At 64.2% G+C, this 19813-nt stretch carries 18 protein-coding genes and 1 riboswitch; of the genes, 10 read left to right on the top strand and 8 right to left on the bottom strand.

Annotation, left to right across the window (positions count from 1 at the left end; genetic code table 11):
• Positions 1-174: 174 nt before the first annotated feature.
• The 4 genes from ACW7G0_RS09420 to ACW7G0_RS09405 form a co-directional block, all read right to left on the bottom strand.
• A complete protein-coding gene (locus ACW7G0_RS09420) occupies positions 175-1134 on the bottom strand; it encodes a ribokinase (protein ID WP_456989284.1) in 960 nt (319 codons plus the stop codon).
• Positions 1135-1147: 13 nt separating this feature from the next.
• Positions 1148-2422, bottom strand: coding sequence for a nucleoside permease (locus tag ACW7G0_RS09415; protein WP_456989283.1), 1275 nt, complete (start codon positions 2420-2422; stop codon positions 1148-1150).
• A 123-nt stretch (positions 2423-2545) separates the two neighbouring features.
• Complete coding sequence (locus tag ACW7G0_RS09410; protein ID WP_456989282.1) at positions 2546-3682, bottom strand: diguanylate cyclase domain-containing protein; 1137 nt, start codon at positions 3680-3682, stop codon at positions 2546-2548.
• A 61-nt stretch (positions 3683-3743) separates the two neighbouring features.
• Positions 3744-4322, bottom strand: coding sequence for a TMEM165/GDT1 family protein (locus ACW7G0_RS09405; RefSeq protein ID WP_456989281.1), 579 nt, complete (start codon positions 4320-4322; stop codon positions 3744-3746).
• Positions 4323-4393: 71 nt separating this feature from the next.
• A riboswitch (yybP-ykoY riboswitch) is annotated at positions 4394-4560 on the bottom strand.
• 129 nt (positions 4561-4689) lie between these two features.
• Between ACW7G0_RS09405 and ACW7G0_RS09400 the strand changes: the two genes are divergently transcribed.
• The 5 genes from ACW7G0_RS09400 (at position 4690) to gcvH (ending at position 8975) form a co-directional block, all read left to right on the top strand.
• Positions 4690-5661: a potassium channel beta subunit family protein gene (locus tag ACW7G0_RS09400; RefSeq protein ID WP_456989280.1), complete on the top strand. Its 972-nt coding sequence runs from the start codon at positions 4690-4692 to the stop codon at positions 5659-5661.
• Between the two features lie 116 nt (positions 5662-5777).
• On the top strand, positions 5778-6734 hold the full coding sequence (locus ACW7G0_RS09395; protein WP_456989279.1) for an SPFH domain-containing protein: 957 nt from the start codon (positions 5778-5780) through the stop codon (positions 6732-6734).
• Positions 6735-6737: 3 nt separating this feature from the next.
• A complete protein-coding gene (locus ACW7G0_RS09390) occupies positions 6738-7175 on the top strand; it encodes an NfeD family protein (protein WP_456989278.1) in 438 nt (145 codons plus the stop codon).
• Between the two features lie 168 nt (positions 7176-7343).
• The gene (gene gcvT / locus ACW7G0_RS09385; protein ID WP_456989277.1) at positions 7344-8480 is read left to right on the top strand and encodes a glycine cleavage system aminomethyltransferase GcvT; all 1137 of its coding nucleotides are present in this window, start codon (positions 7344-7346) and stop codon (positions 8478-8480) included.
• 99 nt (positions 8481-8579) lie between these two features.
• Positions 8580-8975 carry a glycine cleavage system protein GcvH gene (gene gcvH, locus ACW7G0_RS09380; RefSeq protein WP_456960863.1) on the top strand — a complete coding sequence of 132 codons (396 nt, stop codon included), beginning with the start codon at positions 8580-8582 and terminating at the stop codon, positions 8973-8975.
• 86 nt (positions 8976-9061) lie between these two features.
• Here the strand turns inward: gcvH and ACW7G0_RS09375 are convergent, their stop codons facing one another.
• Positions 9062-9364: a hypothetical protein gene (locus ACW7G0_RS09375; RefSeq protein ID WP_456989276.1), complete on the bottom strand. Its 303-nt coding sequence runs from the start codon at positions 9362-9364 to the stop codon at positions 9062-9064.
• A gap of 409 nt (positions 9365-9773) precedes the next feature.
• On the opposite strand from ACW7G0_RS09375, the gene ACW7G0_RS09370 reads away from it, so the two are divergent.
• Positions 9774-10463: a hypothetical protein gene (locus ACW7G0_RS09370; RefSeq protein ID WP_456989275.1), complete on the top strand. Its 690-nt coding sequence runs from the start codon at positions 9774-9776 to the stop codon at positions 10461-10463.
• A gap of 102 nt (positions 10464-10565) precedes the next feature.
• Here the strand turns inward: ACW7G0_RS09370 and ACW7G0_RS09365 are convergent, their stop codons facing one another.
• Positions 10566-12017: a serine hydrolase domain-containing protein gene (locus ACW7G0_RS09365; protein WP_456989274.1), complete on the bottom strand. Its 1452-nt coding sequence runs from the start codon at positions 12015-12017 to the stop codon at positions 10566-10568.
• 70 nt (positions 12018-12087) lie between these two features.
• Between ACW7G0_RS09365 and ACW7G0_RS09360 the strand changes: the two genes are divergently transcribed.
• Genes ACW7G0_RS09360 through ACW7G0_RS09350 form a run of 3 tightly spaced genes read left to right on the top strand, consistent with a single transcriptional unit; the run spans position 12088 to position 15971 of the window.
• Positions 12088-12681, top strand: coding sequence for a LemA family protein (locus ACW7G0_RS09360; RefSeq protein WP_456989273.1), 594 nt, complete (start codon positions 12088-12090; stop codon positions 12679-12681).
• Between the two features lie 33 nt (positions 12682-12714).
• On the top strand, positions 12715-14625 hold the full coding sequence (locus tag ACW7G0_RS09355; RefSeq protein ID WP_456989272.1) for a M48 family metallopeptidase: 1911 nt from the start codon (positions 12715-12717) through the stop codon (positions 14623-14625).
• The gene (locus ACW7G0_RS09350; RefSeq protein ID WP_456989271.1) at positions 14622-15971 is read left to right on the top strand and encodes an NTP/NDP exchange transporter; all 1350 of its coding nucleotides are present in this window, start codon (positions 14622-14624) and stop codon (positions 15969-15971) included. The genes ACW7G0_RS09355 and ACW7G0_RS09350 overlap by 4 nt, the downstream gene beginning before the upstream one ends.
• Positions 15972-16007: 36 nt before the next feature.
• On the opposite strand, the gene ACW7G0_RS09345 is transcribed toward ACW7G0_RS09350, so the two are convergent.
• Positions 16008-16394 carry a hypothetical protein gene (locus ACW7G0_RS09345; RefSeq protein WP_456989270.1) on the bottom strand — a complete coding sequence of 129 codons (387 nt, stop codon included), beginning with the start codon at positions 16392-16394 and terminating at the stop codon, positions 16008-16010.
• A 106-nt stretch (positions 16395-16500) separates the two neighbouring features.
• Positions 16501-18969 (bottom strand): acyl-CoA dehydrogenase, encoded by a 2469-nt coding sequence (locus ACW7G0_RS09340; RefSeq protein WP_456989269.1) that lies wholly within the window; start codon positions 18967-18969, stop codon positions 16501-16503.
• Positions 18970-19192: 223 nt separating this feature from the next.
• Between ACW7G0_RS09340 and ACW7G0_RS09335 the strand changes: the two genes are divergently transcribed.
• On the top strand, positions 19193-19810 hold the full coding sequence (locus tag ACW7G0_RS09335) for a TetR/AcrR family transcriptional regulator (protein ID WP_456989268.1): 618 nt from the start codon (positions 19193-19195) through the stop codon (positions 19808-19810).
• The last annotated feature ends 3 nt before the right edge of the window (positions 19811-19813 follow it).

Genomic DNA, 19813 nt, shown 5'->3' with positions numbered 1-19813 from the left:
GTTGACGGGCTGGATCGGCTAGAAGTGGCCGTCGACCGGCGTCCATCGCACTCCTGTCCTGACCATTGGATGCAGGAACTGCCTGTCGCGTTCCCGAAATCGCACCGAGCGGGTTCCGCCGAACTACCCGGGATTCTTCTGGTGCTCGAACACCAGGCCAACAGCCTGATGGTGCTAAGTAGCCGGTCGCAGGCGTGGCATCGCCTGTGCGGCGCCGGTTTGCTCGGTGGCGCGTGCGGCATAGCGGTTGGCAAAGGCGATGTGCCGGGCGAAGGGGTGCGACGGCAGCTGGGCGATCGACGCCACCAGCGCACCGTTGAAGGCATCACCGGCGCCGGTGGTATCGATGGCATGCGCCAAGGCGGCGGCAGACCGATAGAACGCGCGGTCATCGCCACGGCGTTGGTGCTCGGCGTGCGATACGAAGCAGCCGGCCGCACCTAGGGTGATGATCACGCTGCCGTGCGGCAACAGCTTGCGGCAGTGGCCATGCAGGGTTGCATCGTCCAGGGTGCTGAGATCGTCGGCGGCCAGCCGGTCGCCGTGGTGGCGAAGCAACTGCGAACAGAACTCCGATTCGTTGGGCGTGATCAGGTCGCTGAGCGCCAGCAGGGCGGGAGTCAGGTCGGCATCCGCCGGCGCCGGGTTGAGCACCGTCATCACGTCGTTGGCGCGGGCAATCCCGAACCCGGCCGCCACCGCGGCGGCCGGCGACTCCAGTTGCGCCAGCACCACCGTTGAGGCGGCCAGCACGCGGGCCTGCGCGTGCACGAAGTCCGCGCCCAGATCCGCGTTCGCACCGGGACCGAAGACGATGCTGTTGCGGCCATGCCGGTCGACGTAGATGCCGGCGGTCCCGGTGGGTGCATCGCTGTCGGCGGCGTGCAGCTCGATGCCGTCCGCGCCCGCCAACGAGCGGGCGAGCTGGCCGCCCGCGTCGGAACCCAGTGAGCAGACGAATGCGGTCGGTGCTCCTGCGCGCGCGGCCGCGGTTGCCTGGTTGAAGCCCTTGCCGCCCGGGCCGGTGTGGTACGTGCCGGCCAGGGTTTCACCGACTTGCGGCAGGGTCGGCAGCACCCACACGTGGTCGATGTTGAACGAACCGATGATGGTGACCGTGCCGACCCGCGTCATCTGTCGCTCCCGCTCAGGCGCCCAGATCGCCGGCGCGGCGTTGGTCCACGACCGCCGCTGACTCGCGCTTGTGCTTGAACAGCGGCACGAACAGGATCGCGATGGCGAGCGCGTACAACGCGAAGGTCATCCAGATGCCGTGCCAATCCTTGCTCTGGTCCGGGTTGGTGAACCAGTGCTCGATGATGAATCCGCTCAGCAGGCTGCCCAGTACCGCGCCGAAACCATTGGTCATCATCATGAACAAGCCTTGCGCGCTGGCTCGTATCTTCGGGTCGCTCTGGCCCTCGACGAACAGCGAGCCGGAGATGTTGAAGAAATCGAAGGCCATGCCGTAGACGATGCACGACAACACGATCATCCACAGCCCGTCGCCCGGATCGCCATAGGCGAACAGCCCGAAGCGCAGGAACCACGCCAGCATGCTCATGGTCATCACCGCCTTGATCCCGAAGCGCTTCAGGAAGAACGGGATGGTCAGGATGAACAAGGCCTCGGAGATCTGCGAGATCGACATGATGATGGCCGGGTAGCGCACCGTCAGCGTGTCCTTGTAGCGCGCGTCATTGGCGAAGTCGTGCAGGAACGTGTCGCCATAGGCGTTGGTCAGTTGCAGCGCCGCGCCCAGCAGCATCGCGAAGATGAAGAAGATCGCCATGTTGCGATCACGGAACAGCCGGAACGAGGTCAGGCCGAGCGCGTCCACCAGCGAGTGCTTCCCACTCTTGCCAAGCTTGGGCGGGCACGCCGGCAGGGTGAATGCGTACAGCCCAAGCAGCAACGATGCACCCGAGGCGACATAAAACTGACCGGCCGAGGTCTCCAGGTTCAGCAGGCTGACCGTCCATAAAGCGGCGATGAACCCGACCGTTCCCCAGACCCGGATCGGCGGATAGTCGCGCACCACGTCGCGGCCCTCGTTCTTCAGTGCGTTGTACGCCACCGTGATCGCCAGTGCGATCGTCGGCATGTAGAACAGCATGTTGAGCAGCATCACCCAGAACATCGTGGTCGGGTTGTCGACCCGGGGCAGGAAGAACAGCACCACCGCCCCGCCGATGTGCAGCAGGCCGTACAACTTCTCTGCATTGATCCACTTGTCCGCGACGATGCCCATCAACGAGGGCATGAACAGCGAAGCGATGCCCATGGTCGAGAAGATCGCGCCAAACCCGGTGCCCGACCATTCCTTGTTCTGGAACCAATAGGCGCCGATGGTCAACAGCCACGCGCCCCAGACAAAGAACTGCAGGAAGTTCAGCACGATCAGTCGAAGTTTCAGGCTCACCAGGTTTGCTTCCCTTGATCACGGCCCGCATTGAGCCGTCGTTGCACGGCAGCGTAGAGGGAAATGGCGTGGTGGTGAAGCGCCGCGGTTGGCCGCCGGGGACGTGGCGCCGCTGCCGCGCGCTCAGCCTTCACGGGCGATGACCCGGTTGCGACCTTCGCGCTTGGCCACTTTCAGGCGTTGGTCGGCACGACGCAACAGCTTGGACAAGTCGTGTCCGTCCTGCGGGCTGGCGGCGATTCCGGCGCTGAATGTCAGCCACATTGGCTCGAGCTGGCCGCGTTCGGGATTGAACGGATGTTCCGCCAGCACGCGCCGTATTGCCTCTACCCGCTCCCAGGCGGTGCCTACCGGTTGCCGCATCACCAGCACCAACTCCTCCCCACCCAGTCGCACCAGCCAGTCACCCGGTTCCACCGCGTCCTGGATGACACCGACCACGTGGCGCAGCGCCCGGTCACCTGCGTGGTGTCCGGCTTCATCGTTGACCCGCTTGAAGTGGTCGATATCGATCAACGCCAGGCTCAGGCTGTGACCGTCCTGGTTGGCGGCCTGGAGCAACCGCGGCATCCGGTGCAGCAACCAGGTGCGGTTGGGCAGCCGGGTCAGCCCGTCGGTACCGGACATCTCCACGAGCCGTTGGGTCCGGTAAACCACCGTAGCGGTGAGCAGGGTCACGATCACCAGCAGCAGCAATCGCTGGATCTGGGTGCTGGCGGTAATCGCCCCATAATCGCTGGAGAGCAACTGTTCCGGTGAAGTTGCCGCGGAAAAGACCAGCGCGCTCAACAGACCGTATTGCACCAGCGCCAGTACGCCGGCAAACACGGTAGTGCGACCGTCATTTCGCAACGCCGTCAGCAAGATCGCAAGGAAGTAACAGCACCACACGACCATGCTGTTGAGTGCGGCAGGCAAATGCTGGGTGGCCAGCACGACCAGCACCGCCGTGGTGGCCGTGACGTCGAAGGCGGCGGTCGCGAATGGAAGCCAGCGATAGTGGCGCGGCCGGCGTGCCAGTTGTAACCAGAGCAGGGAAATCAGGTTGGCGAAAATTGCCCCGCCCAGTCCGGTCAGGGTCTCGGCGACGGCGCCGCCCGTCAATGCATGCGCCAACGGCAGCAACAGCAGCAATGCGGCGATTACCACCCGTAGCCGGGCCACCAGCAACTCCCCGCTTGCGCCGCTTTCGAGCATGATCTCGTCAGGTCGCGACAGCAGCGTCCTTACCGCCTCGCTGAAACCTTGGTGGCTATCCATCGCGTCCCCTCAATGCCTGCGGCGAGGATAGCGCGAGCGGGTGGCGGATGTCGGTGGGAGACTACCCCAGGCCGCGCGTTGCAACCCAGATACCCAGACCTGCGAATACCGCCGCGGCCACGTAACGTGCTGTCTTGAGCGGCAACCGATCGGCGAACCGGCTGCCCAGCAGGACCACCGGCACGTTCGCCAGCAGCATGCCGACGGTGGTGCCGACCACCACCTCCCACAAGGGTGAATACTTTGCCGCCAGCAACACCGTGGCGACCTGGGTCTTGTCGCCGATCTCGGCAACGAAGAAGGCGATGGTGGTGGCGATGAATGCGCCACGTGCCGGCGTTGGCGAATCGTCCTCGTCGAGCGTGTCGGGCTTGAGCGTCCACAACGCGACGGCGATGAAGCTGGCCGCCACGATCCAGCGCAGCGATTCGGGCCGTAACCACTGTGCGACCAGCACGCCGAACCAGGCCGCAAGCGCGTGGTTGAGGATGGTCGCGACAAAAATGCCGCCGATGATCGGCCATGGCTTGCGGAATCGCGCGGCAAGCAGCAGCGCCAGCAACTGGGTCTTGTCGCCGATCTCTGCCAGGGCCACGGTGCCGGCCGAGAGCAGGGCGGTCGCAAGCGGGAATGCATCCATTTCAAGTTCCGGGGCCGGGCGGCGTGGTGACGAAAGCAGGCCGCGCCGCCCGACCCGGGCCGTCCCGTGAAGGGACCGCCCATGGATTGTCTGCGCAAGCCTGCCTTCGGTCTCGTCCATGCCACATCATCGGATGCGACCCGCATGCACCATGGCCAGCCGGCCAAGTATGTTGATGCATGCTCCCGTGCCGAGGTGCTCGACGCGACGTCGACGCGGGCGGACTACTCCCCGGAGGAAGAAGCCCGCGCAGTCTACCTTGTCGCCGTCTGGTTGTCGTGGCGCGTTGTCGTGGCGGGGCAGGGCCGTCATGGTGGTCGCGGCTGCCGGATTACACTGAGGCCATCGCGTAGAAGGAGTCGTCGTCATGCAATATCGCCGCCTGGGAACTTCCGGCCTGCAACTGTCAGCGCTGTCGTTTGGTGCCTGGGTCACCTTCGGCGGGCAGATCCCCCGTGGCACCGCGCGTGAGCTGATCGCAGCCGCGTGGGATCACGGGATCAACTTCTTCGATAATGCCGAGACCTACGGCAATGGCGTGGCCGAGCAGTTGATGGGCGATGTCATTGCCGACCTGCGGCTGCCGCGCGATGGCTACTGCGTGTCCAGCAAGGTGTACTTCGGTGCCACCGACGCCCCGCGACCGACCCAGCGCGGGTTGTCGCGCAAGCACGTCACCGACGCCTGCCACGATGCGCTCAAGCGCCTGCGCGTCGATTATCTCGATCTGTACTACTGCCACCGTCCGGATCCCGATACCCCGATCGAGGAGACCGTGTGGGCGATGGACGCGCTGATCCGCCAGGGCAAGGTGCTGTACTGGGGCACCTCGGAATGGTCCGCAGCGCAGATCCGCGAGGCCCACAAGGCCGCCCGTAATCATCATCTGCACGCACCCACCATGGAACAGCCGCAGTACAACCTGTTCCATCGCGAACGGGTGGAGCTGGAGTACGCGCCGCTGTATTCCGAATACGGCATGGGCATCACCACCTGGTCGCCGCTGGCGTCGGGCCTGCTGACCGGCAAGTACAACGCCGGTATTCCCGATCAGACCCGGCTGGGCCGGCAGGACAACAGTTGGCTGCGCAAATTGGCGATCGGCGAGCCCGAACAGCACCGGATCGAGCGCGCCCGGAAATTCACTGCCCTGGCGGCCGAGTTCGATGTGGCCCCCGCACCGTTGGCGATCGCCTGGTGCCTGCGCAACCCGCACGTGTCCAGCGTGATTCTCGGTGCCAGCCGGGTGGAGCAGTTGTTGCAGAACCTGCAGGCCATCGAACTGCTGGAGCGGCTGGACGAGACGTGCTGGCACAAGGTACGCGTCGTGGCGGCTTGAGCGGGCGGGATACGGGTCCGTCCCCCGCGAAAGACGCGGCGGCGACATGTGCAGGCTGATCCCGTGCGGCGTCCAGCTGTGCCTATACTCGCCCCTTCAGACAAGGGGAACAGGGAATGACACTGGGATCGATACTCGCCATCGTGCTGCTGGTCGTCGGCATCGTGATGGTATTCAAGGCGGTACGCATGGTGCCGCAAGGCTATGAGTGGACGGTCGAAGCGTTCGGCAAGTACACCCACACGCTATCGCCGGGGCTGCATTTCCTGATCCCCGTCTACCAGGACATCGGCCGCAAGATCAACATGATGGAGCAGGTGCTGGACGTGCCCAGCCAGGACGTCATCACCAAGGACAACGCCGTGGTCAAGGTCGATGGCGTGGTCTATTTCCAGGTGCTCGACGCGGCCAAGGCGGCCTACGAGGTCGCGCAGCTGGAGATCGCCACGCTCAACCTGGTGATGACCAACATCCGTACCTCGATCGGCTCGATGGACCTGGACGAATCGCTGTCGCGTCGCGACGAGATCAACGCCAAGGTGCTGGTCGCCGTCGACCAGGCTACCCATCCGTGGGGGCTGAAGGTCAACCGGATCGAGCTGAAGGACATCGCCCCGCCGCGCGACCTAGTCGAGGCGATGGCCCGGCAGATGAAGGCCGAGCGTGAAAAGCGCGCCAACATCCTGGAAGCCGAGGGCTTCCGTCAGGCCGAGATCCTGAAAGCCGAGGGCCAGAAGCAGGGTGCGATCCTGCATGCCGAAGGCGAGCGCGAAGCCGCCTTCCGCGAGGCGGAGGCGCGCGAGCGGCTGGCCGAGGCGGAGGCCAAGGCGACCGAGATGGTGTCCAACGCAATTTCGCAGGGCAACGTGCAGGCGATCAATTACTTCGTGGCGCAGAAGTACATCGAGGCGTTCAAGGCCTTGGCCGAAGCGCCGAACCAGAAGTTCGTGCTGATGCCGATGGAGTCGGCCGGCGTGATCGGTTCGCTGGCCGGTATTGCCGAGCTGGCCAAGGAATCGCTGGGCCAGCAAGCCGGCAATCGCGCGGTGCCGCCGGTGCGGACTGGAGGCTGAGCCATGCATTGGGACTGGCAGGCAGTGAGCTGGGGAGCGGTCGCACTGGCGTTGTTCGCCATTGAGGCCCTCGCGCCGGGTGCGTTCATGCTCTGGCTGGGGTTTGCGGCGGCGGCGGTGTTCGTGTTGGTGTTGCTGTTCGATATGCCGTTGCTGGCACAGATAACCGCGTTCGTGGTGCTGAGCTTCGTGTCGATCCAGATCTATCGTGTCCGGTTTCGTGGTCGCGGGCGCCAAAGCGACCGGCCGAACCTCAATCGCCGCGCCGACGCCCTGGTCGGCCAGGTGGTGCCATTGCAGCAGGCGATCGTGAAGGGCCGTGGACGGGTGCAGATTGCTGACGCCTATTGGGATGTCAGCGGTCCGGATCTGCCGGTCGGCGTGCCGGTGCGCATCGTCGGCAGCTTGGACATGACCCTGCTGGTCGAATCGGCGGGTTGATCGGAGGCGTCATCGACGGGAACAACCGCAGATTGATCCGCCGGCCCGCGAGCCAGGGGTTCGCCAGTCACAGCTGAAGGATGCGGCGATGCAGTCTCTGCGTCGCCGCCCCGAAAGTGTTCGCGTCTCTGGGATAATGACTGGCTTCCCCTTTCATCAGGATTGGTCATGACCCAGACGACGGCTTTGAAACAAACGGTCCTCAATGGCAGCCATCGTGCGCTTGGCGCCAAGATGGTCGACTTCGGCGGCTGGGACATGCCGATCCACTACGGCTCCCAGATCGACGAGCATCACGCGGTGCGCAAGACGGCGGGCATGTTCGACGTCAGCCACATGACCGTGGTCGACCTGCATGGCGAGCGCACCCGTGAGTTCCTGCGCAAGCTGGTCGCCAACTCGATCGACAAGCTGAAGAAGCCGGGCAAGGCGTTGTACACCTGCATGCTCAACGAGCGCGGCGGTGTCATCGACGACCTGATCATCTATTTCATGGCCGAGGATTTCTTCCGGCTGGTGGTCAACGCTTCCACCCGTGACAAGGACATGGCCTGGATCAACGCGCAGGCGCCGGCGTTTGACGTGCGTGTCACCGAGCGCGAGGACCTGGGCCTGGTGGCCGTGCAGGGCCCACGGGCGCGGGATACGGTGCTGGGGCTGCTGGACGAGGGCGAGCGCGAGCGGGTCGGCAAGCTCGCGAAGTTCTCCGCGACCGATACCCGCACCGCCGACGGCACCCAGGTGTTCCTGGCGCGCACCGGCTACACCGGTGAGGACGGCTTCGAGCTGGTGCTGGAGCAGGGTCGCGCCGTTGCCTTGTGGGACGCTTTACTCGCCGCCGGCGTGAAACCCGCAGGCCTTGGTGCCCGCGATACCTTGCGCCTGGAGGCGGGCATGAACCTGTACGGCCAGGATATGGACGAGGATGTCTCGCCCTACGAAGCCGCACTGGGCTGGACCGTGTCGCTCGACGAGGGCCGTGACTTCATCGGTCGCGACGTGCTCGAGCAGCAACATGCCGATGGCGCGCCCCGGCAGCTGATCGCCCTGGTGATGGACGACCGCGGGGTGTTGCGTCACGGCCAGAAAGTGCTGACCGACCATGGCGACGGTGAAATCACCTCCGGCACCTTTTCACCCACCCTGGGCAAGGCGATCGCGTTTGCCCGGATTCCCGCTGGTGAGGTGTCGCTCGGCAGTGCCGGCAACGTGCGCGTGGACATCCGTGGCAAGGAAGTGCTGGTTCGGGTGGTGAAGTTCCCGTTCGTGCGCGACGGCCAGGCCCAGGATGGGGTGTTGGCGTGAGCCGACCGGCAATCCGTGTCTCGGGACACCCCGCGGCCCCCACCCTTGGTTACACTATTTGCCCCTTCATCCCATCAGCCGTAGCAGCGGAGCATTGTCATGAGTGAGATCCCCGGCGATTTGAAGTTCCAGAAAACCCACGAATGGGCCCGAGCCGAAGACGACGGCCGGGTCACGGTAGGAATATCCGACCACGCCCAGGGACTGCTGGGTGACCTGGTGTATGTCGAGTTGCCGAACATCGGCGACCGCGTCGAGGCCGGCAACCCCTGCGCCGTGGTCGAGTCGGTCAAGGCCGCGTCGGACATCTACGCGCCGGTCACCGGCACCGTGGTCGCGGTCAACGATGCGCTGACCGACAAGCCCGAGACCATCAACGAGGACGCATTCGGCGAAGGCTGGATCTTTGCCCTGGAGGTCGAGAATCGCGACGAGCTGGAAGAGCTGCTCGACCCCGACGCATACGGAGAGTTGATTGAAGACGACGATCACTGATCGGCGCCCTGGCTTACCCGAACCCGCGTCGGCAGCGACGCGGGTTTTTTTGTCGATGGACATCGCTGACAAGCCGACATCGGCGCTCACGCGACGTTGAAACCTTCGCGCATTTCGGCGCACTTGTGCTTGTGCAATGCGGTGGTGCGATGGCTTGGCTTCAGATTTGGATGCCACGATTGTGTGGTGAAAATATCACCACATGGATTTTCTGGCGCGATGCCAGCGACTGCCAACTGCACCAGCGCGCTGCATGGGAGCGTCATTGAAAGCCGTACTGCATATGGCTCCCTGCGTACCCGTACAAATACGTCATGCGTGTCGGCGTTGCGCGTGTCGAGTTGAGCAGGTGTGCCGGATGCCTTCGTTGAAGAGGTCGGCGACGCCATGTTGATAAATCGAGCGCGCTGGATTGTTGACAGCTTGAAAGTCCGTGATTAGGTTTTGCCCAGCAGACACTTACTGCGGAAGAGAGTGAGCAAAGCCAACGCAACAATGTGCGCAACAAGTCGGGCCTCCATCACGTCAATCGAAATGGTGGCCACGGGACTGTCGTCCCTGACGGGAAACACATCACGTCGTTGCAAGAGGTCCATCGCAGTCAGCCCGGTTCGTCAACGGCGGATCGGGTTTTTGTTTTCCCGGTGTTGCAGTCGTCAAGGCCGGGGTTGCGTGGGACTGGTTCGAATCCGTTCCGGAGCGTCTTCTTGCACCGGCGGCTGGTCGTGGGTTGTACCCGCGGCATTACTTGGTACTGGGCTGTATTTACCGATAGACCACTGACGAGGAGTCATCAACATGGCCACCACGAAGAAAGCTGCGAAGAAGAAACCCGCTGCCAAGAAGGCGGCAACCAAGGTTGCCGGCAAGCCGGCGGCGAAGAAGGTTGCCAAGAAGGCAGCGACCAAGAAGCCTGTTGCCAAAAAGGCAGTGAAGAAGGCGGTCGTCAAGAAGTCAGCTGCCAAGAAGGCGGTGAAGAAGTCCGTTGCCAAGAAACCGGCAGCCAAGAAAGCCGTGAAGAAGACCGCCGCCAAGAAGGCCACGGCCAAGAAAGCTGTGAAGAAGGTCGCCGCAAAGAAGGCGACTGCGAAGAAGGCGACTGCAAAGAAGGCCACGGCCAAAAAAGCCGTGAAGAAGACCGCCACGAAGAAGGCGACGGCCAAAAAAGCCGTGAAGAAGACTGCCGCGAAGAAGGCGACGGTCAAGAAGGCTACCGCCAAAAAAGCCGTGAAAAAGGCTGTCGCGAAGAAAGCCGTGAAGAAGGCTACCGCCAAGAAAGCTGTGAAGAAGGCCACGGCGAAGAAGCCCGCCGTCAAGAAAGCAGCCAAAAAGAGTGCAGCAGCCAGCAAGCCGGCAGCGAAGAAGGTCAGCAAGCCGGCGGCCAAGAACGTGGCCGACAATGGCACGGCCAAGAAGCCGGCCCGGCGTGCCGCGCGCAAGCCAGCCGCGCCCAAGCCGATGCCGATTACCCCGGTGCCAATAATCTGAACAGTACCCGATACCGGAATAGCTGATCCGACTCTCTCCCGCAGCCCAGGCGGGGGAGAGTTTTTTTATCTGCAGGCTCTTCGCAAGATCTTCGCAGGCCGGCTATCGTGGCGCGGCGCTTGCGCTGGTGGCCGTGCTTCCCGGAGCCTCACCCTGCTCCTGCCGGTTGGCGTACATGCTGGTCGTGGTCCGGTCCATATCCACATCGACCCAGGCAGTGAGCTCCGACGGGATGGCCACTGCGCGGTCGATCATGGTCGGCAGCAACCCCGACGGAAGCGAGCTTTCTCCGTTCCACAGCACCGCAATGCCCAGGTCGCTCTCGGGTAGCAACGCGACCATGCCCCGATAACCCTGCACCGCTCCGGCGTGGTAGATCAGCCGGTGGCCGGAGTAGTCATAGACGCGCCAGCCCAGCGCATAACCTGCCGAGTCGAGGCGCGCGCGCCGCCAGGCCGAACTGCGCGTCTGGTAGGGAGTATCCACCAGCGACTCGTGCAAGGTGGCCAGTAGTGGTGCCGGCAGTACGTCGGGACGGTGGCCGGTCTGGGCGATCAACCATTGCGCCATGTCGCTGGCGCTGGCATTGATCCCCGCTGCCGGGGCCACTTCGTAATAGGTGGGCTTGGGCATCAGCGAGACCCAGCCGCCGCGACCGCGCACATGTGGTTTGGCCCAGCGCGCGCTGGACTCGATGCCTTCCAGGCCGACGCTGGCATCGTTCATCCCCAACGGCTTGAGCAGGCGGCTTTGGACTTCCTGGCTGTAGAAGTCGCCGGTCGCGGCAAACACGATGTCGCCAATCAGGCTGAAGGCCACGTTCTGATAGGCATAACAGGTGCCCGGCGCGCACTTCATTGGCGCATCGGCCAGCTTGCGGGTCAGGTCGCGGTAGGAAACGTAATTCTCAAGGTCACGGTCATAGGCGTTATGCGGCAGGCCGACGCGATGACTGAGCAGGTCCGCGACGGTGATTTTCTGCGCGGCGCCGGCCTTGCTGAGTTCGAACTGGGGCAGGTAATCGGTCAGCTTGCTGTCCCAGCGCAGGGTGCCATTGCTGACCAGCAGCCCCGCCGTGGCGCCGGCGAAAGCTTTCGACAGGGAGGCCAGGCGGAACACCGTGTGTCCGTCGACCGGCTCGGCATCGCTGACATCGGTAATGCCGTAACCGCGAGCGCTGAGTATCTGTCCGTTATGCACGATCGCCATCGCCAGGCCCGGTACCCGTTGATCGGCGACGATCTGCTGCGCCATGGCCTCGAAGGTCTGGACATCGAACCCAGTGGGTAGTGGGGGACCAACTGGATGGATCACCGGTGGCGGTAGCCCGGCAGTGGCCAATGCAGGTTGCGAGACGGGCGGTACCACGACGGGTACCACCGTGGCAGCAGGCGACTGGCCAGTGTCTGCCACGGCGATGGCCGGACTCGGCGTCGGTACATCGTCCCCGCGCAATGAAGTCTGCGCAGTGGAGGCCAAGGCCAGGGTCAAGAGGAATGCGAGCGCCGCCAAGCGTCCGCTGATGCCGGGTCGCCCGTTTGGATCGTCTTTCATCGGTCGCAGCGCCTGCGTATGCTGGGTTCACCCGATCATAACGCTGTTATCCAGAGGTTTGCGAGCAATCATGTTCAGCTTCCTGATTCTATTGGCTTTAGTTGCCCTATTCATCTTCTGGGGTGTCGGTCTTTACAACGGACTGGTGACGGCGCGGAACCGCTTCAAGAACGCATTTGCGCAGATTGACGTGCAACTGCAACGGCGGTTCGAGCTGATTCCCAACCTGGTGGAAACCGCCAAGGGTTACCTGAAACACGAGCGCGAGACCCTGGAGTCGGTGATGAACGCGCGCGCGGCGGCAATATCGGGCCTGTCGGCGGCCAACAGCCAACCCGGTGATCCCGAAGCAATGGCGCAACTGGGCAACAGCGAGGGCATGCTGCAAGGTGCCCTGGGCCGGCTGCTGGCCGTGGTCGAGGCGTATCCGGATCTGAAAGGCAACCAGACCATGATGCAACTGACCGAGGCACTGACCAGCACGGAGAACAAGGTGGCTTTCGCCAGGCAGGCCTACAACGATGCGGTGACCGCCTACAACACGCGGCGCGAGGTGTTTCCTGCCAGCCTGATCGCCGGCAACTTCGGCTTCAAGCCGGCGGGCCTGCTCGACATTCCGGCCGATCAGGAGCAAATGCGCCAAGCGCCGCAGGTACAGTTCTAGCGCCGCCGCCGGTAGCGCCGCCAGGTCACGCCGATGAACTTTTTTGAACACCAGGCCGCGGCCCGGCGCAGCTCCACGCGCTTGGTGGTGCTGTTCGTGCTGGCGGTATTGGCCATCGTGGTCGCTGTTGACCTGGTGGTGTGGCTGTTCGTCGGTGCCCATCCCGGGGCGCTGCTGTTCTTCACCCTGGGGACGGTGGCGGTGATCGGTCTGGGATCGCTGTACCGGCTGTCCAGTTTGAGCGGCGGTGGCGAGTCGATCGCACTGCAACTGGGCGGGGTGCCGGTGCCCGAGGATCCCGGCGATCTGGATCTGCGACGGTTCCGCAACGTGGTCGAGGAGATCGCCATCGCCTCAGGTGTGCCCATGCCGCAGTTGTATGTGCTCGAGAACGATGCAGGCATCAACGCGTTTGCCGCGGGCTACTCGTCGTCGGACGCCGTGGTCGCGGTCACCCGAGGCACCCTGGACCGGCTCAACCGCGACGAGTTGCAGGGCGTGGTGGCCCACGAGTTCAGCCATATCCTCAATGGCGACATGCGACTGAACCTGCACCTGGTCGGGGTGCTGTTCGGGATATCGATGATCGCCCTGATCGGCCACAAGGTGTTGAGCTTCGGCACGATTGGCTTGCGTGGAGGTGGGCGCGGGCGCGGTGCGGGCGTGGCGGTCGGCATCATGGTCAGCGCGTTTGTGGCGCTGGCGATCGGATGGATAGGCCTGTTCTTCGCGCGCATGATCCGTGCCGGTGTCAGCCGCAGTCGCGAGCGCCTCGCCGATGCCAGCGCGGTCCAGTTCACCCGGCAAACGGCCGGACTGGCGGGCGCACTGAAGAAAATCGGCGGGCTGCCCGATGGCTCGCAATTGGTGTCGGCCGGCGATGCCGAGGAAGTCAGCCACATGCTGTTTGGCGAGGGGTTGGCGTTTGGCGGCTGGTTCGGCTCCCTGCTGGCAACCCACCCGCCGCTGCTGGAGCGCATCCAGGTGCTGGAGCCGGGCTTCCGCGTGGATCAGCTGGATGTGCTTTCTCAACGTTGGCTGCAGCAACCGCCCAGCGGGCTCGAAGAGGATCTGCAGATGGGCCTGCACGGCGCGTCGGCGTTGCCCGCAGCCGGCGAGCAGCAACTGGATGCCGCCACCGTCTCCACCCAGGTCGGACAGCCGGACCGCGATGACCATCGGCGCGCCGATGCGATCGTGACCCAGATGCCTGAACCACTGCGCGCGGTAGCCCGCGACCGTGAACGGGTCATGGCGTTGGTACTGGCCTTGTTGCTGGACCCGCGCCCCGCGATCGCCGACAAGCAGAAGGTCGAAGTCGCCGCGCGCCTGGGCAAGGCGGCTGCCGTCGACATGGCCCAGTTGCAGGGACAACTGGACACGCTGCACCCGATGTTGCGGCTGCCGCTGGCGGCGCTGGCCTTCCCGGTGTTGCGCCGCCGGCCCAGGCCGCAGCTGGAGCTGTTCCTGGATGCCGCCAATGCGATGGTGTTCGCCGACGGGGACGTATCGCTGTTCGAGTACTGCCTGGGCCGGTTGCTGAGCGTGCAATTGCGCGAGTCACTCGACCCCTCCCGTTATGCACGGATCGGGCGTCGCAAGCCGCGCCAGTTGAAGTCCGGGATCGCGACCTTGCTGGCGGTGGTCGCCGATGCCGGCCATGCCGACCCGGCCAGCGCCCGGCGTGCCTACCTGGCCGGTTTGCAACGAATCCTGCCGCGCGACCACGTCGCTTATGCGCCGCCGGCCACCGGAGTGATCGCGCTGGAAGACGGCTGGGTGCCGCTGGATGCGTTGGACCCGTTGGCAAAGCAGCTGCTGGTCGAGGCAATCACGATCGCGATCAGCCATGACGGCCGCGTCAGTGTTGCCGAGTCCGAGTTGCTGCGGACCATTTGTGGCGTGCTGCATTGCCCGCTGCCGCCGCTGCTGGGCCGCGCGTGAACCGTCTCGACGGATTCCGTCGCCTCCATCGCTTCCGCGCTGCGCTGACCGACTCACCGCCGTTGTGGTGGTCGCTGCTGTATTTCTTCAGCCTGCTATGCGGCTACTACGTGTTGCGCCCGGTGCGCGACGCCATGGGCGCATCGGGGGACGCGGCCACGGTGTTTCCGCATTGGATGCTGGATTGGGCGCAAGGGTCGGGGTTTGCGTTGGGCGAATACACCCTGCAGATATTGTTCAGTGGCACCTTCGTGGCGATGGTGGTGTTGCAGCCGGTGTATGGCGCGTTGGTGGCGCGGTTTCCGCGTCGGGTATTCCTGCCAGTCGTGTATCTGGTATTCATCGCTTGCCTGGTGGGTTTTTACTGGCTGTTCCACACCAGCGTGCCCGGCCGCGGCGGGGCATTCTTCATCTGGACAGCGGTGTTCAACCTGTTTGCCGTGACGGTGTTCTGGAGCTTCATGGCCGATGTGTTCGACAACCAGCACGCCAAGCTGGTGTACGGCTATATCGGAGCCGGCGGCACCATCGGTGCGCTGGTCGGGCCGGGGATTACCCGATTGCTGGTGGGGACGATCGGCGTCGCCAACCTGTTGCTGGTGTCAGCCGGATTCCTCGCCGTATGCCTGCTGTGCATTCTCAAGTTGCGGCCGTGGGCGATCCGCCGCGAGCGCCTGCATGGCGAGGCCGATGGTGAGAACGCGATGGGTGGTTCGGTGCTGGCGGGCTTGAAACTGGTGTGGCAGCGGCCATTGCTGCGCGCGCTGGCGATCACCATGTTCTTCGGTGTCGGCGTTGGCACCCTGCTGTACAACGAGCAGGCCGCGATCGTGAAGCAGTTCTATCCGGGCGCGGAGGCGGCGACCCGTTACTACGCTACGATCGATTGGGCGGTGAACGGCTTGACCTTGTTGATCCAGCTGCTGCTCACGCGCTGGCTGTTGCGCCGTTATGGTGTCGCCCCCGCGCTGCTGGGACCGGCGATCGCGATCCTGCTCGGTTACTGCGTGCTGGCGGCATCTCCGTTGCCGGTGATGGTTGCGATCGTGCAGGTGATGACCCGCGCCGGGGAATTCTCGCTGGCCAAACCCGGCCGCGAGACGCTGTATACCCGGGTCGACCGGGAGTCGCGTTACAAGGCCAAGGCGGTGATCGACACCGTGGTCTACCGCGGCGGCGACCTGAGCTTTGTATGGCTGCACAAGGTCGTTGCGGTGTTCGGCTCGGGCGTGGTGTTCGCTACCGGCATCGTGGTTGCGCTGGGCATGACCGCCGGCGCATGGCAGGTTGTGCGCGCGCAACGTGATCTTCCCGATGACGACGCAGCGGAGCCGCGCGAACCGTGACGTCACCTGATCGAGCTGTCTGATCAACGAGCCTGATCAACCAGCCTGGTCAACCAGCGGCAGCGCGAACAACACGGCGCCAAGAACGAACAAGGCGGTCAACACGTGCGCCATCGGCCGGTTGATCCGCAGGAATACGAACTGCTCGATCGTGCGGCCGACCCAGAACAACGACATGCCTGCCAGCAATGCCTGGCCCAGGGCGCTGTCATCGAGTTCATCGGTGAAGCAGAAGCAAAGCACAGCCATGCCAAGAAAGACGTAAATCAGCCGCAGGTTGAGGATCTGCAAGATCGCCCGGTCCACGGTGGTGGCGGCAGCCAGGCTTTCCTGCCACCGGAACAACCGCCAGAACGCCATGTGGAATATGGCAAAACCCAGGCTGTGGATGCCGCAAAGCTGGATCAGGGTGGACGACGTCATTAGGGTGGACCTCGCTTTCTGGAGTGCTCGCGGTCGCTGGATTGCGAGTCCGGAAAAGACGACGGCGGGACCATGCCCGCCGCCGTGTCGCGATGTTTCCGCTGGTCTATGCCAGGGCCGGTTCCTGCAGGTCCTGGCGACGATAACCGGCCGAGCGCAGTTCCTCGGTATCGAAGTCATCCACGCTGATGGTGTCGATGGTCATCTCGCGCAGCGCTTCCAGCTGGCCGCGTTCGTCGGCGGTGATCCAGCCCTCGCGCACGCCTTCATCGAGTTGCTCGGCAAAGGTCAGCGATTCGATGTCGCTGTTTTTCATCGCCTTCAGGAACTTGCGCTCCACCGGCTCGGCCAGGATCGCCGCCTGCAGGTAGCTGTTGATCCGGCCGGCCGGGTTGCTTGCCATAGGGGTCAGGAAAATGCCTTCGGCGAGGCGGTCGCGCGCCGCGTTGGGCGACATCAGCAAGCTTGCGGCACGGTGGCCAAGACGATCACTGGGGGCCTGCGCGCGGCGTCCCAACGGGAACACCAGCACCCACAGCAGCCAGCCGACGGGACGGATCGGGAAGTTGCGCAGCGCGCCGGAGAACGCAATCTCGACCTTGTGTACGGCGTTGTGGAACGCCCACGCCAGCAGTGGCTGGTCGGTCTCCGGGCAGCCCTGGTCCTGGTAACGCTTGAGCAGGGCACTGGCGATGTAGAGCTGGCTGAGTACGTCGCCCAGCCGGCCCGACAGCGACTCCTTGAATTTCAGCTTGCCGCCCAGCATCAGCATCGAGGTGTCGGCGCACAACGCCAAGGCCGCCGAATAGCGGTTGAGCTTGCGGTAGTAGCGACGGGTGTAGACATCACCGGGAGCCTTGCCGATGCTCGCGCCGGTCACGCCGAACCACAACGAGCGAACGGCGTTGGATATCGCGAAACCGATGTGGCCAAACAAGTTTTGGTCGAACTCGCGCACGCGCTCGGGCCCGTCCGGCAGCATCGCTGCCTTCATCTCCTTGAGTACCCAGGGGTGGCACAGGATCGCGCCCTGGCCGAAGATCATCAGCGAGCGGGTCATGATGTTGGCGCCCTCGACCGTGATCGCGATCGGGGCGGCCTGCCACGAGCGACCCAGGTAGTTCTTCGGCCCCAGGATGATGCCCTTGCCGCCGTGGATGTCCATCGCATCCTGGGCTACCTGGCGGCCCAACTCGGTGCAGTGGTACTTGGAGATGGTCGACGGCACGGCCGGGTTTTCACCACGGGTGACCGCTGCCGCGGTGGATTCCGACAGCGCGCTGATTGTGTAGGCATTGCCGGCAATACGCGCCAGCGCCTCCTGCACGCCTTCGAAGCGTCCGATCGACAGGCCGAACTGCTTGCGGATGCGCGCGTACGCGCCGGTCACCACCGCACCCAGCTTGCTGCCGCCGCTGGCGGTGGAGGGCAGGGTGATGGAACGGCCGATCGACAACACCTCGACCAGCATCTGCCAGCCCTTGCCTGCCTGGGCCTCGCCGCCGATCAGCTGGCTCAGCGGGATGAAGACCTCGCGGCCCTGCAATGGGCCGTTCTGGAACGGGCTGTTGAGCGGAAAATGGCGGCGGCCGATATCAATGCCGGCGGTATCGCGCGGCAACAACGCAAGGCTGATGCCGATGTCGCGCACGTCGCCCAGGATGGCGTCGGGGTCATACATCCGGAATGCCATGCCGATCAGGGTCGCGACCGGCGCCAGGGTGATATAGCGCTTATCGAAGGTCAGCTTGACGCCGACCACGTTCGCGCCGTTCCAGTCGCCCATGCAGACAATGCCGAAATCCGGGATCGAGGTCGCGTCCGAGCCGGCCCACGGTCCGGTCAGCGCAAAACACGGTATTTCCCGCCCATCGGCCAGGCGCGGTAGGTAGTGGTCTTTTTGTTCCTCGGTGCCGTAATGCATCAGCAGCTCGGCCGGCCCCAGCGAGTTGGGCACGCCGACGGTCGAGCTGACCACCGAGGAGATTGACGCGAGTTTCTGGATCACCTTGTGGTTGGCCAGGGCACTGAAACCCAGCCCGCCGTATTCCTTCGGCACGATCATGCCGAAGAATTTATTGGTCTTGATGAACTCCCACATCTCCGGCGGCAGGTCGGCGCGCACGTGGGTGATGTCCCAGTCGTTTGTCATTGCGCACAGTTGCTCGCAGGGGCCGTCGAGGAATGCCTGTTCCTCGGCGGAGAGCCGGGGAGCCGGTTGGTCGAGCAATACGCGCCAATCGGGCTTGCCGGAGAACAGCTCACCTTCAAAACCGACCGTGCCCGCCTCCAGTGCGACCCGTTCGGTCTCCGACAGCGGCGGCAGGATCTTGGTGTAGAAGCCAAGTAGCGGGGTGGTGATGAAGGGCAGGCGGATCGGCGGCAGCAGCAACGGCACCGCGATGATGGCCAACACCAGCCCGGCAATGATGGTGGCAATGGCGTTGGCGCCCAGCAACCAGCACGCGACCAGCCCGACGGCGACCAGTGCGACCCAGACCGGCAAGCGCCACCGGTGGTAAGCGGCGATTCCACTTATCAGCAACAGAAGGAGAAACGGGATGGCGATGCTCATGGGACGCTCCAACGGCGGTGCGACGGGATGACCACAGACTAGTCATGAAGACGTGATGGTTGCGATCCGGCGGGCACTATCACGGTCTGCCGGAACTGCATCATCAACATACGCTCAAGTATGGTAAACCCCGGCAACCGCTGTCAACCTCGCGCTTGCCGCGTGATCGAGCCGCTACATACGCTTTACCGGCGGCGCCGTATGGTTGCTACACTCGACCGTCATGACCCAGACCATTACACCGCCCCCGGCCAGCGCGCCGCCCGTCAAGTCCGAGCGCAATGGCCGGCTCAGCGCCGATGATTGGGCGCAGGCCGCATTGGATGTCATCGCCGAGCAGGGCGTGGCCGCGGTCGCCGTCGAGCCGCTTGCACGCAGGCTTGGGGTCACCAAGGGCAGTTTCTACTGGCACTTCCCATCGCGCGACGCCTTGCTGGTGGCCGCGCTGGAACGCTGGGAGACGATGGAGCAGGAAACCGTCTTCGGCCAGCTCGAGGCGGTCGCCGATCCGCGTGAACGCCTGCGTGCGCTGTTCTCGATGGTGGCCCACGAGTACAAGGCGCACATTATCTATTCCGAGTTGCTCAAGGCGCTGGACCACCCGGCGGTACAGCCGGTGATTGGTCGCGTGTCCGAGCGCCGGCTCGAGTACCTGACCGCCTCCTTCCGCCAGGCCGGTCTGGGGCGCAGCGATGCCCAGAACCGCGCGCGGTTGGCCTATGCGGCCTATGTGGGTTTTCTGCAACTGAACCTGCAGTTGCGGCAGACGCGCCTGCAGCACGAGGACTTCGACGCCTACGTCGAGCACATGATGACGACGTTGATTCCCGACAAGCTGTAAAGA

It is taken from the genome of Lysobacter sp. A286 (genome assembly GCF_054052105.1).
This window is presented reverse-complemented; position numbering and strand designations above follow the sequence as displayed.